Source organism: Novosphingobium sp. MMS21-SN21R (assembly GCF_031846015.1).
In the GTDB taxonomy this organism is placed as follows: Bacteria; Pseudomonadota; Alphaproteobacteria; order Sphingomonadales; family Sphingomonadaceae; genus Novosphingobium.
Genome location: NZ_JAVRDU010000001.1, coordinates 3,204,067 through 3,222,346 on the forward strand (window position 1 = coordinate 3,204,067; position 18,280 = coordinate 3,222,346).

Sequence of the window (18,280 nt, forward strand, 5' to 3'; positions counted from 1 at the left end):
CAAATAACTCCAAAACGTGCGTTCATGCTTGCGACAGCGCGGGACAGTTACGCCTCGGCGCCGGGTGTCGCATCAGCCCCTTACGGGATAATTACGAATGAACCGCAAATCTCTGCTTTTCTGCGCCCTATTGATCGGTGTGCCCGGGAGCGTGCAAGCGCAAGGCTATCCCGGCGGCGGCTGGGACCGGCCGATGATGAACCAGCGGCTGCGCGGCGATGACGGGCGGCGCATGGCTGAGCCTGCGAAGAAGGTGGACGTGGAGGCTTTCCGCGCCGCAGACGCCGCCACGCTGCTCGGCAAGGGGCCGATCACGGTTGCCGCCGCGCCGGGCGCCGAAGCCGAGTGGAAGCTGCCGGTCTATGAGGCAGCGGTCGTCGATCAACTCGCCAAGCTTGGCTACGATACGGCCGTGAGCGGCGCGGAGGGCGGACAGGTCGCGCAGATCGGCATCACCCATGATGTCGTCGTGCCCGAGGAAGTGAAGCGGAAGCCGGTTTCGGGCGCGATGGAAGTGGGCGTTTCCAATCGCGGCAGCTATTCCGCGCTGGCGCTCAATGTCGATCTGTCGAAACCGCGCAAGGCGATCGTCTCGACCCGGCTCGACGTGCGTATCCGCGACAAGGCCTCGGGCCGGGTGCTATGGGAAGGCCATGCAGAGGCGCAGACCCGCGAGGACGACGACGGGCTGAACAACGGCGCGGTTGCGGCGCGGCTCGCCTCGGCACTGTTCGCGCGGTTCGAGGATGCTGCCGAAGTCCCGCCGGTTGGCTGAGTAATAGGTCCTGACCCTAGTGCCTTTTGGCATTGCGGGACGGGCGCAGGCTCTCCACTCTGGCATGTGAACGATGGGATGCCCGAACAATGAAACGCCTCGCCGCTGCACTGGCCCTTGCCGGGCTGTCCGCAACGCCGCTCGCAGCAAAGCCTGCGCCGGTCGACGTCACCCGCTTCCACACCGCGCAGACACTCCCCCGGCTCAAGGGCGCTGCGGTGATCATCGAATCGGCGTCCGGCGGCGATCCCGCCAGCCTTGAAGCGGGCGTGTGGCGCGATGCGGTGGCGCGTGAACTCACCGCAGCAGGCTTTGGCAGCGCAACCCCCGGCGCAGTTGACGCCGTGGCCGAGGTCATGGTGGACCGTGACACCCAGCGCCGTGAACGCGGGCGCAGTCCGGTCAGCGTTGGCGTGGGCGGATCGACCGGGAGCTATGGCGGCGGCGTGGGACTGGGGCTCGGCTTCAATCTGGGCGGCGGGCCGAAGGAATGGACGACCACCCGCCTGTCCGTGCGCATCCGCGACCGCCGCACCGGCGAGGCCTTGTGGGAAGGCCGGGCCGAGACGCGCGAAAATGCGAAAGCGAAGGACTCCGCTCCGGCGCTCACCGCGCCCCGTCTGGCGCATGCGCTGTTCGCAGGCTTCCCCGGAACCTCGGGCGAGACTATCACGGTCAAATGACCGATATCCGCATCAATGCCGCTTTCGATTCCGGCAACATCGAAGTCCTCTCTGTCAACGGCGCCAGTGCCCGTCTTGCCATCCGCAAGGACAGGGAGTCCGAGTTCTTCCAGTGGTTTCACTTCCGCGTCGATGGGGCTGCGGGCCGCAAACTGGAATTGAAGATCACCGGCCTGGGCGCATCGGCCTATCCCGGCGGCTGGCCTGCCTACCGCGCTGCGTTTTCCGAGGACCGCGAGTTCTGGGGCCGCACTGAGACGTCCTATGACGCCAAGGAAGACGGCGGCACCTTGACCATCCGCCACACGCCATCTGCCGGCACCTGCTGGTTCGCCTATTTCGCGCCCTATTCGATGGAGCGGCATCACGATCTCGTCGCTGCGACGGCCGGGTGTGACGGGGTAGACTATCGCTGCCTTGGCACCAGCATCGAAGGCCAGCCGATCGATTGCCTGTCCATGGGCGACGGCCCCAAACAGGTCTGGCTCTATGCCCGCCAGCATCCCGGCGAATCGATGGCCGAATGGTGGATGGAAGGCGCGCTGGAAATGCTGACCGATCCGGCGGACCCGCACGCCCGGAAGCTGCGCCAGCTTTGCCGCTTTCATGTTGTGCCCAATGCCAATCCCGATGGATCGTGCCGGGGCCACTTGCGCACCAATGCTGCGGGCGTGAACCTCAACCGCGAATGGCATGAGCCGACGCCCGAACGATCGCCCGAAGTCCTCGCCATCCGGAATGCGATGGATGAAACCGGCGTCCACTTCGCCATGGACGTCCACGGCGACGAGGCCATTCCTTACGTGTTCATCGCCGGGTTCGAAGGCATCCCCGGCTGGACCGATACGCTGGGCGAGGGCTACGCGCGCTATCGCAGTATCCTTGAACGCCGCACGCCCGATTTCCAGACCAGGCGCGGTTATCCCACCGCTGCACCGGGCCGCGCCAATCTGACGATGTCGACCAACCAGGTTGCGCAGCGGTTCGGCTGTGTCGCGTTCACGCTGGAAATGCCGTTCAAGGACAATGACGACCTGCCCTGCGCCGTGCAGGGGTGGAGCCCGGAACGCTCCAAGGCCCTCGCGCGCGATTGCCTCGCGTCGCTGCTTGAATGGCTGGACGGTTGAGCGCTTTTACCGGCTGTTAAGGGATCGGGGCGCATGGCTGCCGCATGGCCCGCGCTATCGCCCTGATCCACGCCCCGCTTCCGCTGCAGGAGGCCTTGCGCAAGCTCGTCGTCCTGGGCAGCGCATTTGCCTTGATCCTTGCAGGCAAGCCACTGCCGTTCTGATCCCGCCGAACGGCGCGGTCAGAGGATTTCCAGCACCTTTTCCTTCGGACGACACAGGCGCACGCCTTTGTCGGTCTCGACCAATGGGCGTTCGATCAGCTTCGGCTCGGCGACCATTGCCGCGATCACGGCAGAGTCATCTGCCTGTGGCAGTCCGCGCTCCTCGGCATCGGTGCCGTTCAGGCGCAAGCCCTGCTGCGGCGTAATTCCTGCATCGGCATAGAGCTGGGCCAGTTTTTCGGCGCTGGGCGGGGCCTTGAGGTATTCGATCACCGTCACTTGAGCGCCTGATTCCTGCAGGATCGCCAGCGTGTTGCGCGAGGTTCCGCAGCCGGGATTGTGCCAGATCGTTGCCTTCATCGCCCTCACTCCTCAAGCAGATTGCCATGTCTGGCGGCTGTTTAACCCAACCTGCAGGGCGCGCAACCGCCACATTCCGGCCAGGCATTGATCTGCATCAAGCTTATTGCGAAAAATTCTCAATTATCCGCTTGCACATGCGACTGACTCGCAATAGGTGCCTTCTTGCGAATGATAATCGACTACAGGGAATTGCTTGTGATCCGTTTTGCCCAGCTGCTGCTCGCCGGAACCATGCTCGTGCCAGCCCCGGCCCTAGCCGCAGAAGTCCTCGCAGATGTTCCTGCAGATGCTGCATTCGACGCCGACCCCTCCGGCACGGTCATCGTGGTGACCGGCACGGCCGATGGCTACCGCCCGGTCGACGCCAACGCGATCAAGACGCCCACCCCGCTGGTCGACGTGCCGCAGACAATTACCGTCCTCACCCGCGAACAGCTTGACGATCAGGCCATCACCCAACTCGGCGATGCGCTGCGCTACGTTCCGGGCGTCGTGCTCGGCCAGGGCGAAGGCCACCGCGATCAGATCACCTTGCGCGGCCAGAGCACGACCGCCGATTTCTATCTCGACGGCCTCCGCGACGACACGCAGTACTACCGCTCGCTCTACAACATCGAGCGCGTCGAAGTGCTGAAAGGCGCGAACGCGCTGCTGTTCGGCCGTGGCGGCGGCGGCGGCGTGATCAACCGCGTGAGCAAGACGCCCGACCTTGGCCGCACGAAGGGCGGAGCGGACATCAATGTCGACAGCTTCGGCGCCTTTGCGCTCGCCGCCGACCTCAACCAGCCGCTGACCGAGCAGGTCGCCGGACGCCTCAATGCGACGTACGAGGAGTTCGACAACCACCGCCAGAACTTCGAGGGCCGCTTCATTGGCGTGAACCCGACGCTGGCGTTCGAACCGGGCGACGCCACACGTATCGAACTATCATACAACTACGACGACGACCGCCGCACCACCGATCGCGGCGTGCCTTCGCTCGGCGGAAAGCCGCTGACCGGTTATGACGACACGTTCTTCGGCACCGAGGCACTGAACCTCGCCACGGTGAAGGCGCACATCGCGCAGGCGCGCGTCGATCACGATCTGGCTGACAATCTCAGTTTCAACGTGCTTGGCCAATATACGCATACCGACAAGCTCTACGGCAACGTCTTCGCCAGCGGCGCGGTCAACACTGCTACCAACACGGTGCCGCTCACCGGCTATCAGAGCGGCAATGTGCGTGACAGCTGGGTCGGCCAGGCCAACCTCGTCTGGACCGGCAGCACTGGCGGCATCGGCCATACCTTGCTCGCAGGGGTTGAAGCTGCCAATCAGGACACGCTCTCCACCCGCCGCAACAGCAACAACGCCACAGTCGCTCTGGCAGAGCGCATCGTCATGCCGGCCTTTGCATTCGGTGCGCTGGTAACCAACAGCAAGACCGACGTTCGCACCCTGTCCGCCTATGTTCAGGATCAGGTGGAGCTGGCCCCGTTCCTTCAGCTTGTCGCAGGCGTGCGGTTCGACGAATTTCGCATCTCCGGGCGCAACGCGATCAACGGCGTTGCAGCGCAGCGAACCGATCGCAAGTGGTCGCCCCGCTTTGGCGTGGTGCTCAAGCCGCGCAAGGAAATGTCGTTCTACGGCAGTTTCACGCGCAGCTTCCTGCCGCAATCGGGCGACCAGTTCGGCGCACTTGACGCCACTCAGGCAACGCTGGCGCCCGAGCAGTTCGAGAACCTCGAAGCCGGCATGAAGTGGGACATCACCCCTGCGCTCGCGTTCACTGCCGCCGCCTACCGGCTGGAGCGCGACAACTCGCGCTTCAACAACCCGGTGACCGGCCTTCCCGAACTTTCCGGCAAGACCCGCACCAAGGGCATAGAGCTTTCGCTGGCGGGCCGCGTTTTGCCCGATCTGCAGATGAGCGTCGGCTATACGTTGCAGGAAGGCGAAGTGCGGTCGTCCACCACGGCAGCGCCTGCCGGACGAAAGCTTGCGCAGTTGCCGCGCCACCAGTTTGCCGCATGGAGCCGCTACGACATCACGAAGCAGATCGGGGTGGGCCTTGGCGTGACCCACCAGTCGAAGAGCTTTACCACGATCAGCAACGCGGTGACCCTGCCTGCGTTCACCCGTGTCGATGCCGCGGTGTTCTACGACATCTCGGACCGCTTCTCGGTGCAGCTCAATGTCGAGAACCTGACCGACACCGACTACTTCCCCTCGGCCCACACCGACAACAACATCTCGACCGGCGAACCGATCAACGCCCGCGTGTCGATCAAGGCGAAGTTCTAAGCCCCCCCGGCGCTCTCCTCTACCCCCCATTCGCAACGGAGGGGAGCGCCACCCCCGGCAGGCCTTATGTTCAGCCCGCCCCCGGTGCCACCACGGCCGGTGGCGGGGCGGCACTGAGTGTTTCCTCGCCGCGCATGACCCGGCCCGCGCGCTGGATCGCACGCGTGAGCCGGGGATAGGTGCCACAGCGGCAGATGTTGGTGATCGCGCGGCCAATGTCCTCGTCGGTCGGGCTGGCGTTGGTGGCGAGCAGAGCAGCGGCGGCCATGACGATGCCGGGCGTGCAGAAGCCGCACTGGATTGCCTGTTCGGCCACCAGCGCCTGCTGCACCGGGTGCGAACGGTCGCCCGATAAACCCTCGATCGTGGTAACGTTGCGGCCCTCGGCCTCGCCCAGCAGCAGCGTGCAGCTTGGCAGGGCCTGCCCATCGACGATGACCATGCAGGCGCCGCACTCGCCCGTGCCGCAGCCATACTTGGTCCCCGTCAGATTCGCCGCATCGCGCAGCGCCCAGAGCAGCGGCGTATCGTCATCAAGGCGATACTGGACGGGCTGGTTGTTGACGGTGAGGCGGGCCATGGTGCTGCTCTAGCCCGTGAACTGCCGCCGCATCAATCCCGCCAGCCGCGATCGATCCTGTCGATCCGCCGCGTCCATGCGGCAAAGTCCGCAGCACCAGCCGCGCCGCCCGCGCTGACCTGTCCAAGGTCGCGCTGGTGAACGGCGACGACCTCATCGGGCACGCGCACCACCGGCTGGCCCATCGACAGCGTGGCGATCTGGATTTCGCAAGCGCGCTGCAAGGCCCATTGCATGATGAACATCTGCTGGAGCGTGGGCGCGAGCACGACCGGGCCGTGGTTCCGCAGCATGAGGATACGCTTGTTGCCAAGGTTGGCGAGCAGCCGCTCACCCTCCTCTGCTCGCACCGTCACGCCTTCGAATTCGTGGTAGGCGAGTTGGTTCGCAAAGTTGCAGGCGTAGAAGTTGATCGGCATCAGCCCTTCTTCGAGGCTGCACACCGCCATCGTCTCGGTCGTGTGGACATGCGCGATGGCATGGGCCCAGGGCAGGTGCCGGTGGAAATAGGCGTGCTGGGTGAAGCCGGCCTGGTTGACCGGATACTCGCTGCTGTCCAGCTTGTTGCCATCGATGTCGATCTTGACGAGATTGGAGGCGGTGACCTCGGAATAGAGCAGCCCGAACGGGTTGATCAGGAAAGCACCGTCTTCGTCCGGCACTTTCAGCGAGATATGGTTGTAGATCGATTCCGACCAGCCGAGGTGATCGTAGATGCGGTAGCAGGCAGCCAGTTCCTGTCGCGCATGCCATTCGGCATCGCTGCAATCGATATTGGACCGCAAGTGGGTGGCCATCACGCGCTCTCCGGATATTATAGTTGCTATGTGCAACCTCTATCGCATGACCAGCAACGTGCAAGCCATGGTGCACCTGTTCGCCCCGGTGGCAAATGCGCAGGCGAACGTGCCCGCATTCCACGAGATCTACCCCGACCGCGATGCCCCCGTGCTGGTGGCAGACGGTGCCTCGCGGCGGATCGAGACAATGCGCTGGGGCTGGCCGCCATTTGGCGAAATCAGGCGCCCGGTGACCAACATCCGCAATCTCGCCTCGCCAATGTGGTGCAGCGCGCTGGCCGATCCGGCGCGGCGCTGCATCGTGCCGGTTACCGAGTTTTCCGAATGGTCGCAGAAGCCCGATGCCGCCACCGGGCGCAAGCGCAAGCACTGGTTCGCGCTCAAGGACCAACCGCTGTTCGCCTTTGCCGGACTGTGGCGGCAGGCAGAGGGCGGCCCCCGCTTTGCGTTCCTGACGTGCGAGGCGAACGCGCTGGTCGGCGCTGTCCACCCCAAGGCGATGCCCGTCATCCTCGGCTCCAGCCTGGAAGCGGCTCGCTGGCTTTCGGCCGATGGCGCAGGCGCCGCAGGGATGCAGCGGCCCTATCCAGACGACGCGATGATCGAGGTCGACATTGCGGAGCCGCCACCGGCACAGCCCAGCCTGTTCTGACTACTTGAGATCGTCCTCCCAGCGCCGGAGCACCCGGCGTTCGACCGCGCGGAAAAGGGAATCGAGGTCCTGCCGGTTTACGTCGAGCACTTCGTCCCACTCGTCGAGGACAGCGTCGAGATCGGCACGGTCATAGCTCCCGGCCCAAGTGCCCTTGGGCATCGGGGGGGCCTGCACCGGGATGTGCGGCCAGGCGTGCCCGGTGAGGTTGTTGTAAAGCCAGCCTGCACCGATCAGGGCCGCAAGATTGAGGCCGAGCGGCAGCAACAGGCTCATCCATCCGCCGCCGGGTGACGATGCGGCCAGCGCCCCGAGAATGGCGCAGGCTCCGCCCGGAGGATGGAGGCAACGCGCATACGTCATCGCGGCAATCGCGAGGCCGACCGAAATCCCCGCCGCCAGCACAGGAAGGCCGATCACATGGCCCACCACCAGCCCGGTCAGGGCAGCGAGCATATTGCCGCCAAACACCGGCCAGGGCTGCGCCAGAGGGCTTGCGGGAACGGCAAAGACAAGCACTGCCGAAGCGCCAACCGGCGCCACGATCCACGGCCAGTGATAGGCATCGGGAACAGTCAGGCCGAACACCGCTGCCAGCGCCACGCCGATCAGCGCACCAATCGCCCCGCGCGCCCAACCGAGCCTTCCGCCGAAACGGAGTTGGCCGATGGCGGTTGGCCTCGGAAACCTGAACATCGCTGGGGCCCTCTCGTCTGCGCGCTCTTTCAGATGCAAGCACCGCGCAGGCAAGAAAAAAGGGGCCAGCCCGAAGGCCAGCCCCTGATTTCTTGTGGCCAAGCAGCCGAAGCGATTAGCGCTTCGAGAACTGGAAGCTCTTGCGTGCCTTTGCCTTGCCGTACTTCTTGCGTTCCACGACGCGCGGATCGCGGGTCAGGAAGCCGGCTGCCTTGACGGCGCTGCGCAGTTCGGGTTCGAACTTCGACAGGGCTTGAGCGATGCCGTGCTTTACCGCGCCGGCCTGGCCCGAAAGGCCGCCACCCTTGACGGTGCAGACGATGTCGTACTGCTCTTCACGACCGGCAACCTGGAACGGCTGGTTGATCACCAGACGCAGGGTCGGACGGGCGAAGTAGACGGCCTGATCGCGGCCATTGACGGTGACCTTGCCCGAGCCAGGCTTGAGCCACACGCGGGCAACAGCGTCCTTGCGGCGACCGGTTGCATACGAACGGCCCTGGGCATCGACTTCGCGGTCGCGGATCGGTGCCGGGGGACCCGTGCGAATGACGGGAGCGGCAACTTCACCAGCTTCGCCAACGCCATCAGACGCAGCCGAGACAGGTGCAGCAGCCGTCAGATCCTTGAGATCCGACAGGCTCGATACGGTGTTTTCGGTTTCGGCCATGATTATGCACCCACCTTGTTCTTGCGGTTCATCGAAGCGACGTCGAGCGCCACCGGCTGGGTGCCTGCATGCGGGTGTTCAGCCCCTGCATAGAGGTGAAGGGCGCGCATCTGCGCACGGCCGAGAGGACCGCGCGGGATCATGCGTTCAACCGCCTTTTCAAGCACGCGCTCAGGGAAGCGACCACCGAGGACCTTGTCCGCGGTGACTTCCTTGATGCCGCCGGCATAACCGGTGTGCTTGTAATAGATCTTGTTCTTCAGCTTGTTGCCCGTCAGGCGCACCTTGTCGGCGTTGATCACGACAACGTGATCGCCGCAATCGACGTGGGGCGTGAAGCTCGGCTTGTGCTTGCCGCGCAGACGGTTGGCGATGATGACAGCCAGACGGCCAACCACCAGACCTTCGGCATCGATAAGATGCCAGTTCTTTACCACCTCGGCCGGTTTGATCGACCGGGTGACCTTGCTCAGTGCCTTCATGGCGCTTCGGTTCCCTGGATTTCTGTGCGTCGATTGATGCGGAAATCCGCAGGCCTCACGACGAAGGAAGCGCGCCTTTGTTGCAAATGCCCACCAGAGTCAAGCAAACAGCGGGTTTTGGGAGAGGTAAAATAATACCTTCTCGTTTTTCGCTACCGCCGCGTGCCCAGAATATGGGCGCTCCACACCGTAGTGGCGAGCAACACCGCACCCACCAACTGGTGCAGGACCGCGATCCAGATACTGACTCCGCTCCACACGGTGAAGATGCCGAGCAGGACTTGCGTGCCGAACACAGCGTGCAGCACGACCGATGCCTTGCGGTCTGTCTTGCGCAGCTTGCGCGCGACCGCCACCAGCACCGCGACGACCACCCATGCCCACCAGCGGTGGATGAAGTGGACGAGGAACACGTCGGACAGGACGGCGTGGCCAGCGCCCAGCGTCCAGTCGACGCCGTCGGGGTAGAAGCTGCCCTGCATCAGCGGCCAGGCGTCCATGCTGAACCAGCCCGCGCCTGCCGAGGTGCCCGCGCGCAGACCAGCCACAAGTGCGCCGTAAAACAGTTGGATCACCAGCGCCGCCAGCGCCAGCGCGCCAAGGCCGCCGAGCCTTGCCCGCCGCTCGCCCTTAGCCAGTGCGATCAGATCGAGCGCAGTCCACACAAGGCCGCCAAGGGTGAACAACGCGACCAGCAGGTGCGTGGCAAGGCGGAAGTGGCTGACCTTCACATCATTGACGATGCCCGACTTGACCATCCACCAGCCGACTGCGCCCTGCGCCGCGCCCAGCGCCAGCAGGGCCAGCAAACGCGGCTTGTAGCCCTGCGGGATGCGGTCCTTGATCCAGAACCATGCGAGCGGCGCGGCAAAGACGAGTCCGATCGTCCGCGCGAGAAGGCGGTGGACCCATTCCCAGAAGAAGATGAACTTGTAGGTGGCGATGGTCATCCCTGCCGGGCCGTTGACCAGCTGGTATTGCGGCGTGGCGCGATAAGCGTCGAACTCGGCCTGCCATTGTGCATCGGTGATCGGCGGGATCGTGCCCGAAACCGGCTTCCATTCGGTGATCGAAACACCTGATTCGGTCAGGCGCGTGATGCCGCCGACGACCACTATGGCGACGACCATGAAGGCGACGACGAACAGCCAGCGTGCGAGCGCCAGCGCGTTCGTGCGGGTGGCAGGCGATGAAACTACGGTCATGACCAGCGCCCTGCTCCCGCGCCTGCCGAATCGCAAGTGGGATTGTCGGGCATGGCCTGCGCCCCTTGGGACACCCCGGACCGGGCGCCTCTTGCGCAATGATACAGTATAACATATATGGGCCATAGATGAGTGACACCATGCTTGCCTTGCGTGCCCGGCTGGACCGGATCGGCGTGCTCCTTTCGGGGTTGTGCCTGATTCACTGTGTCGCGGGCATCTTCCTCGTCGGTATGCTCGGGCTTGGCGGCACTGCGCTGCTCAACCCCGACATCCACCGCTGGGGCCTTGCCTTTGCGCTGGTGATCGGCGCCGCGACCATCGGCATCGGTGCATTGCGGCACGGCCGGTTTCTGCCGCTCGCAGTGGGCGGCACCGGCCTCGGCCTGATGGCAGGGGCGGTTGCGGTCGGCCACGGCAATGCCGAAGTTGTGCTGACGGTTTGCGGCGTGATCCTCGTCGCGGGCGCGCATCTCCTTAACATCCGGGGCGCGCACTAAGCGCACGCTTGCGCCCCGGCCCGCCCTCGTTAAAGCGGGCGGCATGATTGAACTGCTATCCCTTACCGTCAACGGAGAGCCGCGCCGCGCCGCGCCCGGATCAATTGCCGATCTGGTGCGCAGTCTCGAATTGGAACCCACCAAGGTCGCGGTTGAGCGCAATGGCGAGATCGTGCCCCGTTCGACGCTGGCCAATGTCCAGATTGCCGATGGGGACGTGCTGGAAATCGTGCATTTCGTGGGTGGAGGACAGAGCGACGTGATTGATCAAGACACCTGGCCCAAAGACACCTGGACCGTTGCGGGCCGCACATTCACTTCGCGGCTGATCGTGGGCACCGGCAAGTACAAGGACTTCGAGCAGAACGCCGCTGCGGTCGAAGCTTCCGGCGCAGAAATCGTCACGGTCGCTGTGCGCCGCGTCAATGTGTCGGACCCCAAGGCGCCGATGCTGACCGACTATATCGACCCGAAGAAGATCACCTACCTGCCCAACACCGCAGGGTGCTTTTCCGCCGAAGACGCGATCCGCACGCTGCGCCTGGCGCGCGAGGCTGGCGGCTGGGATCTGGTGAAGCTGGAGGTGCTGGGCGAGGCGCGCACGCTCTATCCCAACATGATCGAAACCATCCGCGCGACCGAAGTGCTCGCCAAGGAAGGCTTCCTGCCGATGGTCTACTGTGTCGACGATCCGATTGCGGCAAAGCAGCTGGAAGACGTGGGCGCGGTGGCGGTGATGCCGCTTGGGGCGCCGATCGGTTCGGGCCTCGGCATCCAGAACCGCGTGACCGTGCGTCTTATCGTCGAAGGCGCCAAAGTGCCGGTACTGGTCGATGCGGGCGTGGGCACGGCCTCGGAAGCGGCGGTCGCCATGGAACTCGGCTGTGACGGCGTGCTGATGAACACCGCCATCGCCGAGGCCAAGGACCCGATCCGCATGGCCCGCGCGATGAAGCTGGCAGTGCAGGCCGGGCGCGACGCCTATCTTGCGGGCCGCATGCAGACCCGCAAGTACGCCGATCCCTCAAGCCCTCTGGCGGGCCTGATCTGATCTCCCGGCCCGGACAATGACGCAGGATTATTTGTGACACGCATGAAGATTACGCCCGGCGCAGTATTCAAGGACAATCTGGCCCAGTTGCCGAAGATCGACGCGGTGGAACGGATCGACCTGACGGATGAGGCGGGAGCCTTGGCGGCGACCATCGAGAACCAGCCGGGCAAGCAAGGCTCGGTGGCAGTTTACCACTATCTGAAGCTCGCGTTCGGGCAGCTGGACACGGACGCCGCGCAGCATGGATTGCTCGTGTTCGGCGAGCATACCGCCGACGCGCGCCTGCGCCCCGGCGCGCATCCCAACGTCGACCGGTTGCTGGCGATTGTCGCCGGTGCCACTCCGCTGGAGATCTCTGTGGTTCCGGCAAAGGGCTGAGCGCTCAGGCGGCGCTGACTTCTTCCTGCGCCAACCGCGCGACGAGCCGCTGAAACAGCACCACACCCTTGTCGAACGTCGCGGGCATGGGGCCGCGTGATGGATCGCGGTCGATCACGGCTTGTTGCGCCTCGATCATGGTCTTGTCTTCGGCAAAGGCCATTGCGGCGACGCCCATCAGCATATCGCGCAGCGCTTCGTCGCCATGATCGCGGTGCGGACCCCAGCTGAAGAAATAGCGGCTGGTCGTGTCGGTCAGCGCGGTCACGGCCTGGCTCGTAAAAGTCACCCCGGTGCACGGCATGTCTGCAGGGGGCGGAGCATCGCCCAGCGCATCGGCCGTACCGGCAGGATAAGACGCCGTCGGCATCAGCAGGATTCCGGGCACGTGATATTCGTAGCTTGACCAGACATCGACCGGTTCTCCGCCTGCGCGGAAGCCGCCCTGTCCGCGCACCCATCGTTCAAAGCGAATCCCGCGTGGCAGTTGCGTGATTTTCGGACGCGTCCTGGCCCACTCGTCGTTCGCGCCAAAGCTGGCGGAATGGACGAAGGAGAGATGCGTGAAATCGCACAAGTTGTCATGGATGAGCTGCGCGTTCGCCTTGTAGTCAAGCTGGCCGCGCCCGAGAATGTAGTCAGGATCGTCGAAGCCGACCGCCTGCGGGATCAGCGCCGGGTCCGCCAGCGCCGGATCGCCCAGCCAGACCCAGACCCAGCTGTGACGCTCCTCCACCGGATAGGCCCGCACCCTTGCTGCGGCAGGAATCATGTCCTGCCCCGGAATCTCCATGCAGGCGCCATCCGCGGCGAAGCGAAAGCCGTGATACATGCAGCGCAGGGTTTCCCCCTCGCACCGGCCAAGCGAGAGCGGTGCGAGCCGGTGCACGCAGCGATCCTCAAGCGCGACGAGCTTCCCGCTCTCGGTGCGCAGCAGCACGACCGGATCACCCGCCAAGGTCAGAGCGAGCGGCTTTACGGTTTCAAGGTCCATCGACCAGCAGGCGACGTGCCAGGCGTTGCGTACGTGAATCATTGCGGTTCTCCCAAACGGCAGCATCACTTTACTTAACGTTGTTAAATTGTCAAACCCCCCGCATGGCCCGCCAGCGTGACATATCGATCGACAGGGAATCCATTCTCCGCGCGGCTTTCGCGCTGCTGGACGATGTGGGGCTCGACGGCATCACCATGCGGGCGCTGGCGGCGAGACTTTCGGTGCAGGCCCCCGCGCTGTACTGGCACGTGCGCGACAAGGCGGACCTGACATCGATGATGGCGCTGGACATCTATGCGCGCAGTCGCGCCGGGCTCTCCGATTGCCGCGATGCACGCGCTTGGCTCGAACGGCTCGGCAAGGGCCTGGCGCAAGTGCTGCGCCAGCATCGCGATTCGGCGCGACTGCTGGCCATCGCCAGCCCGCTGGCGCGGCCAGAGGAAGATGCCGCGCGCGAAATGGCCGAACCGCTTTGCGCGCTCGGCTTTGGCGCAAGCGATGCGCTTGAAGCGCAGGCCGCAGTCCTGTCGCTGACGCTCGGCTGGGCGATCTATCACGAGAACGCGGCCATGGCCGCGTATCTCTCGGGCATGTTTGACCTTGAGGCGAGCTATGCCAAGGGCCTGCGCATGCTGGTCGACGGCCTCGTTGCCGAGGCCGTCGCCTGAAATCAGCCGACGATACCCGCTGCCGCCAGAACGGCCAGCGTCAGGATATCGGGCGCGATCGAGGTCATCGCGGCAATCTGCACCGGCTTTTCCATGCCGAGCAGCATTGGGCCGATGACGGCATTGCCTGCCAGTTCGCGCAGCAGCTTGGCCGAGATGTTGGCCGACTGCAGGCCCGGCATGATCAGCACATTGGCAGGGCCGGAAAGGCGGCAGAACGGATAGTTCGCCATGACCTTGGGGTTCAATGCGGCGTCGGGCGCCATTTCGCCTTCGTATTCGAAGCCGGGATCTTCGGCATCGAGGATCGACACAGCGCCGCGCACCGTATCGAGCCAGCGGCCATAGGGATTGCCGAAGGTCGAATAGGACAGGAACGCAACGCGCGGTTCGTGGCCCATGCGCCGCGCGACGGCTGCGGTTTCCTTGGCGATATGCGCGAGGTCTTCGGCCGAGGGGCGTTCGTTCACCGTCGTATCGGCAAGGAACACGGTGTAGTTCTTGGCGACCATCAGGTGGATGCCAAAGGGCAGGTGGCCGGGCTTGGGATCAAGCACGCGGCGCACTTCCTTCATCGACTGCGCGAAAGTGCGCGTCATGCCAGTGATCAGCGCATCGCCATGGCCGAGCGCAACGAGCAGCGAGGCGAAGACGTTGCGGTCCTGATTGACCATGCGCTTGACGTCGCGCTCCATGTAGCCGCGGCGCTTGAGACGCTCATAGAGATAAGCAACCATCTCGGGCACCAGCGGCGAGACGGCCGAGTTATGGATTTCGTACGATGACGGATCGCTGACGCCGAGTTCGGTCAGCTTGTCGATCACGCCTTGCGTACGGCCAACCAGCACCGGCGAGCCATAGCCGAAGTCCTTGAACTGAATCGCTGCGCGCAGCACCACTTCGTTCTCGGCCTCGGCAAAGACCACGCGTTTGGGATTGTCCTTGGCCTGGGCGAAGACATTGGTCAGCACCGATGTGGTTGGATTAAGGCGCGCTTTCAGGCTGTTGCGATAGGCGTCGAAATCCTCGATCGGCTTTTGCGCCACGCCCGAGTCCATCGCCGCTTTGGCCACGGCGGATGACACGACTTCCATGAGGCGCGGATCGAACGGCGCCGGGATGATGTAATCGAGCCCGAACGTGTGGTTCATGCCATAGGCCGCCGCCACTTCCTCGGGCACCGGTTCGCGCGCGAGCTGGGCAATGGCTTCAGCAGCAGCGATCTTCATCTCTTCGTTGATCGCGGTTGCGCGAACATCGAGCGCGCCGCGGAAGATGAACGGAAAGCCGAGCACGTTGTTGACCTGGTTCGGATAGTCCGAACGCCCCGTGGCGACGATACAATCCGGGCGGATCGCCTTGGCTTCGGGCGGGGTGATCTCCGGGTCGGGATTGGCCATGGCGAAGATGATCGGCTGCGGCGCCATCTTCATCATCCAGTCGGCCTTGAGCGCCCCTGCTGCGGACAGGCCAAGGAAGATGTCGGCACCGACGAGCGCGTCTTCGAGGCTGCGCGCTTCGGTATCGACCGCGTGCGCGCTCTTCCACTGGTCCATGCCGCCTTCACGGCCGCGATAGATCACGCCCGAACGATCACACATGATCACGTTGTCGTGGCGCACGCCCATCGCCTTGATCAGCGCGGTACAGGCGATGGCAGCAGCGCCCGCGCCATTGACCACGACCTTGACCTCATTCAGCTTGCGCCCGGTCAGGTGGCAAGCGTTGAGCAGGCCCGCCGCCGAAATGATCGCGGTGCCGTGCTGGTCGTCGTGCATGATCGGGATCTTGAGACGCTCTTTCAGCGCCTGCTCGATGATGAAGCATTCGGGCGCCTTGATATCTTCAAGGTTGATCCCGCCAAAGCTCGGCTCCATCAGGGCCACGGCTTCGATGAACTTGTCGGCGTCTTCGGTATCAAGCTCGATGTCGATCGAATCGACGTCGGCAAAGCGCTTGAACAACACCGCCTTGCCTTCCATCACCGGCTTGGATGCCAGCGCGCCGAGATTGCCCATGCCCAGGATGGCGGTGCCGTTGGAAATCACCGCAACCAGATTGCCCTTGGCGGTGTATTCATAGGCGTCGGCGGGATTGTCGGCGATGGCGCGGACCGGCACGGCCACGCCCGGCGAATAGGCCAGCGACAGATCGCGCTGTGTTGCCATCGGCTTGCTGGCGATGATTTCGATCTTACCGGGGCGGATCGTGTTGTGATAGAAAAGCGCCTCGCGTTCGGTGAAGCGGACGTTGCTTTCCTCGGACATGGTATCCCCCGTATATTGGCCGGTATCAGGCAAACGGCACTGTCCGACCTTTGACGCTACGTCAAGGCGCGCAGCCGCCATCCCATCGATAGGAATCTGCCGATTTTACCGGATTCGCGCAATCGTTTCCGGTCGGAAAGTGCTCACGGTCAGAAGTCGCGCGGTTTCCATGTCGGTATGCCGAGGCGGCGCACCTTGAACAGGAGGCTGCGGCCTTCCTGCCAGACCAGCTGCAGACGCGGATCGGCGCGCTGCGGCAACCCGGTGTCGATCAGCCAGACATAGTCGACGCGTTCGATCGGTGCAGCCTTCAGCGCGCTGTCGACATTGCGCCGCCAGCCACCTGCGCAGCCGCGCGACCACACGAATTCCGAAGGATCGGCGGTGAAATTGCGGCCAGGACGGAAGCGCGGCACTACCATGTGCAGGCCGGGCACCGCCCAGTTGTCGTTCACCCATGCCTGCCGGTAGAGACTGGCAAGGCTGGCAAGATGATCGCGGCGGGTATTGCGCCATGATTCATCGAGGCAGGAATGCTCGACGAAGGCGAGCACGCGGCTGCCCGGCTCGACATGAGTCAGTGCCGCGAGCTGCTTGTTGTAATCCTCGGCATAATCCGAGAAGCTGACCGCCGTCACCGTCAGGCGCACCGCGAGCAAGCCCATCCCGGCATAGGCGACCATCCTGGCCCATTCCGGCTTTCGCGCGCCGCTCCAGTCCTGCAGCCCGAGGCCGAGCATGGCGGCAACCGGCAGCAGGCGAATATCGACAAACGAAGATCCATTGATGTCGCTCGGGATCGCAAGGAACAGCGCGAACACGATCAATGCGGGCAATCCCTGCCGCCAGCGCCAGCGCGCGCCGAGGAACGGGCCCACGAGCACGAGCAGGCAGGCCGCAATAGTGGTGCCGGCATCGAGAATCTGGTTCTGATCGCGCAGGGTCAGCACGAAGGACCAGGCTTTCTGGTCCCAGCGCCAGATGTTCATCGACTTTGTTTCGGGCGAGAACGCCTTCCACAGCAGGATAGTGATGACCGTGGCGAGCAGCGGCCAGCAGGCCTGCCAGAACCGCAGGCCAATGGCCTTCCAGTCGAGCGTTTTCAGCCATTGGCGATTGGTCAGGTCGCGCCAACGCCAGCCTTCGGGCAGCTCGTCGATCGCACGGCCCACGGCAAAAGCGCCGACCATCAGCGCCAGTAGCAGTCCGCCAATCGCATGGCATAGCATCGCCACCGGCTGAGCGACGATCAGCATGGCGGCGCGCGCGCGCGGGTTCTTCTGTTCAAGCCAGAGCGAGGCGCCGAAGGCCGTCAGCGAAAGCCCGGAGGCGAGAATGTAGTTGAGGAAGCCCGTAAGCAGCGGGAAGCTGAACACGAACATCAGCGACCATGCCGCCGCGTGCCCGCCCTTGGGATTGAGCATGCGGATCGTCCACAGGCATCCGCCGGCAAACAGGCCGGTAGCCAGCACCGTGCTCCACCACCCGGCGGCAAGGATGCCGAACTGCGCGCCCAGCACTTTCATCAGCACGCCGCCGCCGATGTTCAGCGTGAACACCCATTTCCAGGTGAAGTACTTTTCGAGCGGATTGCCGGGGCCAGCCGCCTCGATTGCTGCGGCGCCCATGTGGCCCGGAATGTCGATCAAAGGCGGCACATCGACCAGCGCGAAAGGCAGGCAGATCAGCAGTACGCCGACAATGATGCCGGGGCCGGAAAGCCACGGCAACGCTCCGGCACGTGCCCACAGGGCCTTCATGCCCTGCATCCAATCCTTTTCGCGGACTTGCGTCAAACCGACCATACCCCCCACAAGACCGGAGCCGTCTCCAGCCCTGTGGCGCGGAGTTGCGGATATCCGGTGTTGATGGTTTGAGAAACACGCGCGGCTGGTCTAGCCACCACCGCGTGACCCCTAATGCCCCAACTCCG

At 64.3% G+C, this 18,280-nt stretch carries 19 protein-coding genes; 9 read left to right on the forward strand and 10 right to left on the reverse strand.

The features are described from left to right. The first annotated feature begins 97 nt into the window (after window positions 1–97). From RM192_RS15610 to RM192_RS15620, 3 genes are all read left to right on the forward strand, one after another. Window positions 98–775: a DUF4136 domain-containing protein gene (locus RM192_RS15610; RefSeq protein WP_311508476.1), complete on the forward strand. Its 678-nt coding sequence runs from the start codon at window positions 98–100 to the stop codon at window positions 773–775. Window positions 776–864: 89 nt separating this feature from the next. Next, the gene (locus RM192_RS15615) at window positions 865–1,458 is read left to right on the forward strand and encodes a DUF4136 domain-containing protein (protein ID WP_311508477.1); all 594 of its coding nucleotides are present in this window, start codon (window positions 865–867) and stop codon (window positions 1,456–1,458) included. Continuing rightward, entirely contained in the window at window positions 1,455–2,585 is a 1,131-nt protein-coding gene (locus RM192_RS15620; RefSeq protein WP_311508478.1) for a M14-type cytosolic carboxypeptidase, read from the forward strand. The genes RM192_RS15615 and RM192_RS15620 overlap by 4 nt, the downstream gene beginning before the upstream one ends. Before the next feature lie 182 nt (window positions 2,586–2,767). On the opposite strand, the gene arsC is transcribed toward RM192_RS15620, so the two are convergent. Further along, window positions 2,768–3,109, reverse strand: coding sequence for an arsenate reductase (glutaredoxin) (gene arsC, locus RM192_RS15625; RefSeq protein WP_311508479.1), 342 nt, complete (start codon window positions 3,107–3,109; stop codon window positions 2,768–2,770). A 198-nt stretch (window positions 3,110–3,307) separates the two neighbouring features. Between arsC and RM192_RS15630 the strand changes: the two genes are divergently transcribed. Next, a complete protein-coding gene (locus RM192_RS15630) occupies window positions 3,308–5,398 on the forward strand; it encodes a TonB-dependent siderophore receptor (protein ID WP_311508480.1) in 2,091 nt (696 codons plus the stop codon). A gap of 70 nt (window positions 5,399–5,468) precedes the next feature. Here the strand turns inward: RM192_RS15630 and RM192_RS15635 are convergent, their stop codons facing one another. Both RM192_RS15635 and RM192_RS15640 read right to left on the reverse strand, forming a co-directional pair. After that, a complete protein-coding gene (locus tag RM192_RS15635) occupies window positions 5,469–5,978 on the reverse strand; it encodes a 2Fe-2S iron-sulfur cluster-binding protein (RefSeq protein ID WP_311508481.1) in 510 nt (169 codons plus the stop codon). Between the two features lie 32 nt (window positions 5,979–6,010). Next, window positions 6,011–6,775, reverse strand: a complete 765-nt coding sequence (locus tag RM192_RS15640) for a class II aldolase/adducin family protein (RefSeq protein WP_311508482.1) — start codon at window positions 6,773–6,775, stop codon at window positions 6,011–6,013. A 28-nt stretch (window positions 6,776–6,803) separates the two neighbouring features. Between RM192_RS15640 and RM192_RS15645 the strand changes: the two genes are divergently transcribed. Further along, on the forward strand, window positions 6,804–7,430 hold the full coding sequence (locus RM192_RS15645) for an SOS response-associated peptidase family protein (protein ID WP_311508483.1): 627 nt from the start codon (window positions 6,804–6,806) through the stop codon (window positions 7,428–7,430). Here the strand turns inward: RM192_RS15645 and RM192_RS15650 are convergent, their stop codons facing one another. The 4 genes from RM192_RS15650 to RM192_RS15665 form a co-directional block, all read right to left on the reverse strand. Then, on the reverse strand, window positions 7,431–8,126 hold the full coding sequence (locus tag RM192_RS15650) for an HPP family protein (protein WP_311508484.1): 696 nt from the start codon (window positions 8,124–8,126) through the stop codon (window positions 7,431–7,433). It lies immediately after the preceding gene. Between the two features lie 115 nt (window positions 8,127–8,241). Beyond that, a complete protein-coding gene (gene rpsI, locus RM192_RS15655; RefSeq protein ID WP_311508485.1) occupies window positions 8,242–8,796 on the reverse strand; it encodes a 30S ribosomal protein S9 in 555 nt (184 codons plus the stop codon). 2 nt (window positions 8,797–8,798) lie between these two features. Beyond that, window positions 8,799–9,278: a 50S ribosomal protein L13 gene (rplM, locus tag RM192_RS15660; RefSeq protein WP_311508486.1), complete on the reverse strand. Its 480-nt coding sequence runs from the start codon at window positions 9,276–9,278 to the stop codon at window positions 8,799–8,801. 152 nt (window positions 9,279–9,430) lie between these two features. Further along, window positions 9,431–10,483: a COX15/CtaA family protein gene (locus RM192_RS15665; RefSeq protein WP_311508487.1), complete on the reverse strand. Its 1,053-nt coding sequence runs from the start codon at window positions 10,481–10,483 to the stop codon at window positions 9,431–9,433. 128 nt (window positions 10,484–10,611) lie between these two features. Between RM192_RS15665 and RM192_RS15670 the strand changes: the two genes are divergently transcribed. Genes RM192_RS15670 through RM192_RS15680 form a run of 3 tightly spaced genes read left to right on the forward strand, consistent with a single transcriptional unit; the run spans window position 10,612 to window position 12,415 of the window. Then, window positions 10,612–10,983 carry a MerC domain-containing protein gene (locus RM192_RS15670; RefSeq protein WP_311508488.1) on the forward strand — a complete coding sequence of 124 codons (372 nt, stop codon included), beginning with the start codon at window positions 10,612–10,614 and terminating at the stop codon, window positions 10,981–10,983. A 43-nt stretch (window positions 10,984–11,026) separates the two neighbouring features. After that, window positions 11,027–12,034 carry a sulfur carrier protein ThiS gene (thiS, locus tag RM192_RS15675; protein WP_311508489.1) on the forward strand — a complete coding sequence of 336 codons (1,008 nt, stop codon included), beginning with the start codon at window positions 11,027–11,029 and terminating at the stop codon, window positions 12,032–12,034. A gap of 42 nt (window positions 12,035–12,076) precedes the next feature. Next, window positions 12,077–12,415, forward strand: coding sequence for a DUF2322 family protein (locus tag RM192_RS15680; RefSeq protein ID WP_311508490.1), 339 nt, complete (start codon window positions 12,077–12,079; stop codon window positions 12,413–12,415). A 4-nt stretch (window positions 12,416–12,419) separates the two neighbouring features. On the opposite strand, the gene RM192_RS15685 is transcribed toward RM192_RS15680, so the two are convergent. Further along, a complete protein-coding gene (locus RM192_RS15685) occupies window positions 12,420–13,451 on the reverse strand; it encodes an aromatic ring-hydroxylating dioxygenase subunit alpha (protein ID WP_311508491.1) in 1,032 nt (343 codons plus the stop codon). A 62-nt stretch (window positions 13,452–13,513) separates the two neighbouring features. Between RM192_RS15685 and RM192_RS15690 the strand changes: the two genes are divergently transcribed. After that, a complete protein-coding gene (locus RM192_RS15690; RefSeq protein WP_311508492.1) occupies window positions 13,514–14,080 on the forward strand; it encodes a TetR family transcriptional regulator in 567 nt (188 codons plus the stop codon). A 2-nt stretch (window positions 14,081–14,082) separates the two neighbouring features. Here the strand turns inward: RM192_RS15690 and RM192_RS15695 are convergent, their stop codons facing one another. Together RM192_RS15695 and RM192_RS15700 are read right to left on the reverse strand one after the other, a co-directional pair. Then, entirely contained in the window at window positions 14,083–16,347 is a 2,265-nt protein-coding gene (locus RM192_RS15695; RefSeq protein WP_311508493.1) for an NADP-dependent malic enzyme, read from the reverse strand. Between the two features lie 149 nt (window positions 16,348–16,496). Then, a complete protein-coding gene (locus RM192_RS15700) occupies window positions 16,497–18,107 on the reverse strand; it encodes a hypothetical protein (RefSeq protein WP_311508494.1) in 1,611 nt (536 codons plus the stop codon). Window positions 18,108–18,280 lie beyond the last annotated feature (173 nt).

What these genes read in the sequence shown, in the direction of transcription:
- RM192_RS15610 (WP_311508476.1), top strand. Translation starts at nt 98, where the DNA reads ATGAACCGCAAATCTCTGCTTTTCTGCGCCCTATTGATCGGTGTGCCC.
- RM192_RS15615 (WP_311508477.1), top strand. Translation starts at nt 865, where the DNA reads ATGAAACGCCTCGCCGCTGCACTGGCCCTTGCCGGGCTGTCCGCAACG.
- RM192_RS15620 (WP_311508478.1), top strand. Translation starts at nt 1,455, where the DNA reads ATGACCGATATCCGCATCAATGCCGCTTTCGATTCCGGCAACATCGAA.
- arsC (WP_311508479.1), bottom strand. Translation starts at nt 3,109, where the DNA reads ATGAAGGCAACGATCTGGCACAATCCCGGCTGCGGAACCTCGCGCAAC.
- RM192_RS15635 (WP_311508481.1), bottom strand. Translation starts at nt 5,978, where the DNA reads ATGGCCCGCCTCACCGTCAACAACCAGCCCGTCCAGTATCGCCTTGAT.
- RM192_RS15640 (WP_311508482.1), bottom strand. Translation starts at nt 6,775, where the DNA reads ATGGCCACCCACTTGCGGTCCAATATCGATTGCAGCGATGCCGAATGG.
- RM192_RS15645 (WP_311508483.1), top strand. Translation starts at nt 6,804, where the DNA reads ATGTGCAACCTCTATCGCATGACCAGCAACGTGCAAGCCATGGTGCAC.
- RM192_RS15650 (WP_311508484.1), bottom strand. Translation starts at nt 8,126, where the DNA reads ATGTTCAGGTTTCCGAGGCCAACCGCCATCGGCCAACTCCGTTTCGGC.
- rpsI (WP_311508485.1), bottom strand. Translation starts at nt 8,796, where the DNA reads ATGGCCGAAACCGAAAACACCGTATCGAGCCTGTCGGATCTCAAGGAT.
- rplM (WP_311508486.1), bottom strand. Translation starts at nt 9,278, where the DNA reads ATGAAGGCACTGAGCAAGGTCACCCGGTCGATCAAACCGGCCGAGGTG.
- RM192_RS15665 (WP_311508487.1), bottom strand. Translation starts at nt 10,483, where the DNA reads ATGACCGTAGTTTCATCGCCTGCCACCCGCACGAACGCGCTGGCGCTC.
- RM192_RS15670 (WP_311508488.1), top strand. Translation starts at nt 10,612, where the DNA reads ATGAGTGACACCATGCTTGCCTTGCGTGCCCGGCTGGACCGGATCGGC.
- thiS (WP_311508489.1), top strand. Translation starts at nt 11,027, where the DNA reads ATGATTGAACTGCTATCCCTTACCGTCAACGGAGAGCCGCGCCGCGCC.
- RM192_RS15680 (WP_311508490.1), top strand. Translation starts at nt 12,077, where the DNA reads ATGAAGATTACGCCCGGCGCAGTATTCAAGGACAATCTGGCCCAGTTG.
- RM192_RS15685 (WP_311508491.1), bottom strand. Translation starts at nt 13,451, where the DNA reads ATGATTCACGTACGCAACGCCTGGCACGTCGCCTGCTGGTCGATGGAC.
- RM192_RS15690 (WP_311508492.1), top strand. Translation starts at nt 13,514, where the DNA reads ATGGCCCGCCAGCGTGACATATCGATCGACAGGGAATCCATTCTCCGC.
- RM192_RS15695 (WP_311508493.1), bottom strand. Translation starts at nt 16,347, where the DNA reads ATGTCCGAGGAAAGCAACGTCCGCTTCACCGAACGCGAGGCGCTTTTC.
- RM192_RS15700 (WP_311508494.1), bottom strand. Translation starts at nt 18,107, where the DNA reads ATGAAGGCCCTGTGGGCACGTGCCGGAGCGTTGCCGTGGCTTTCCGGC.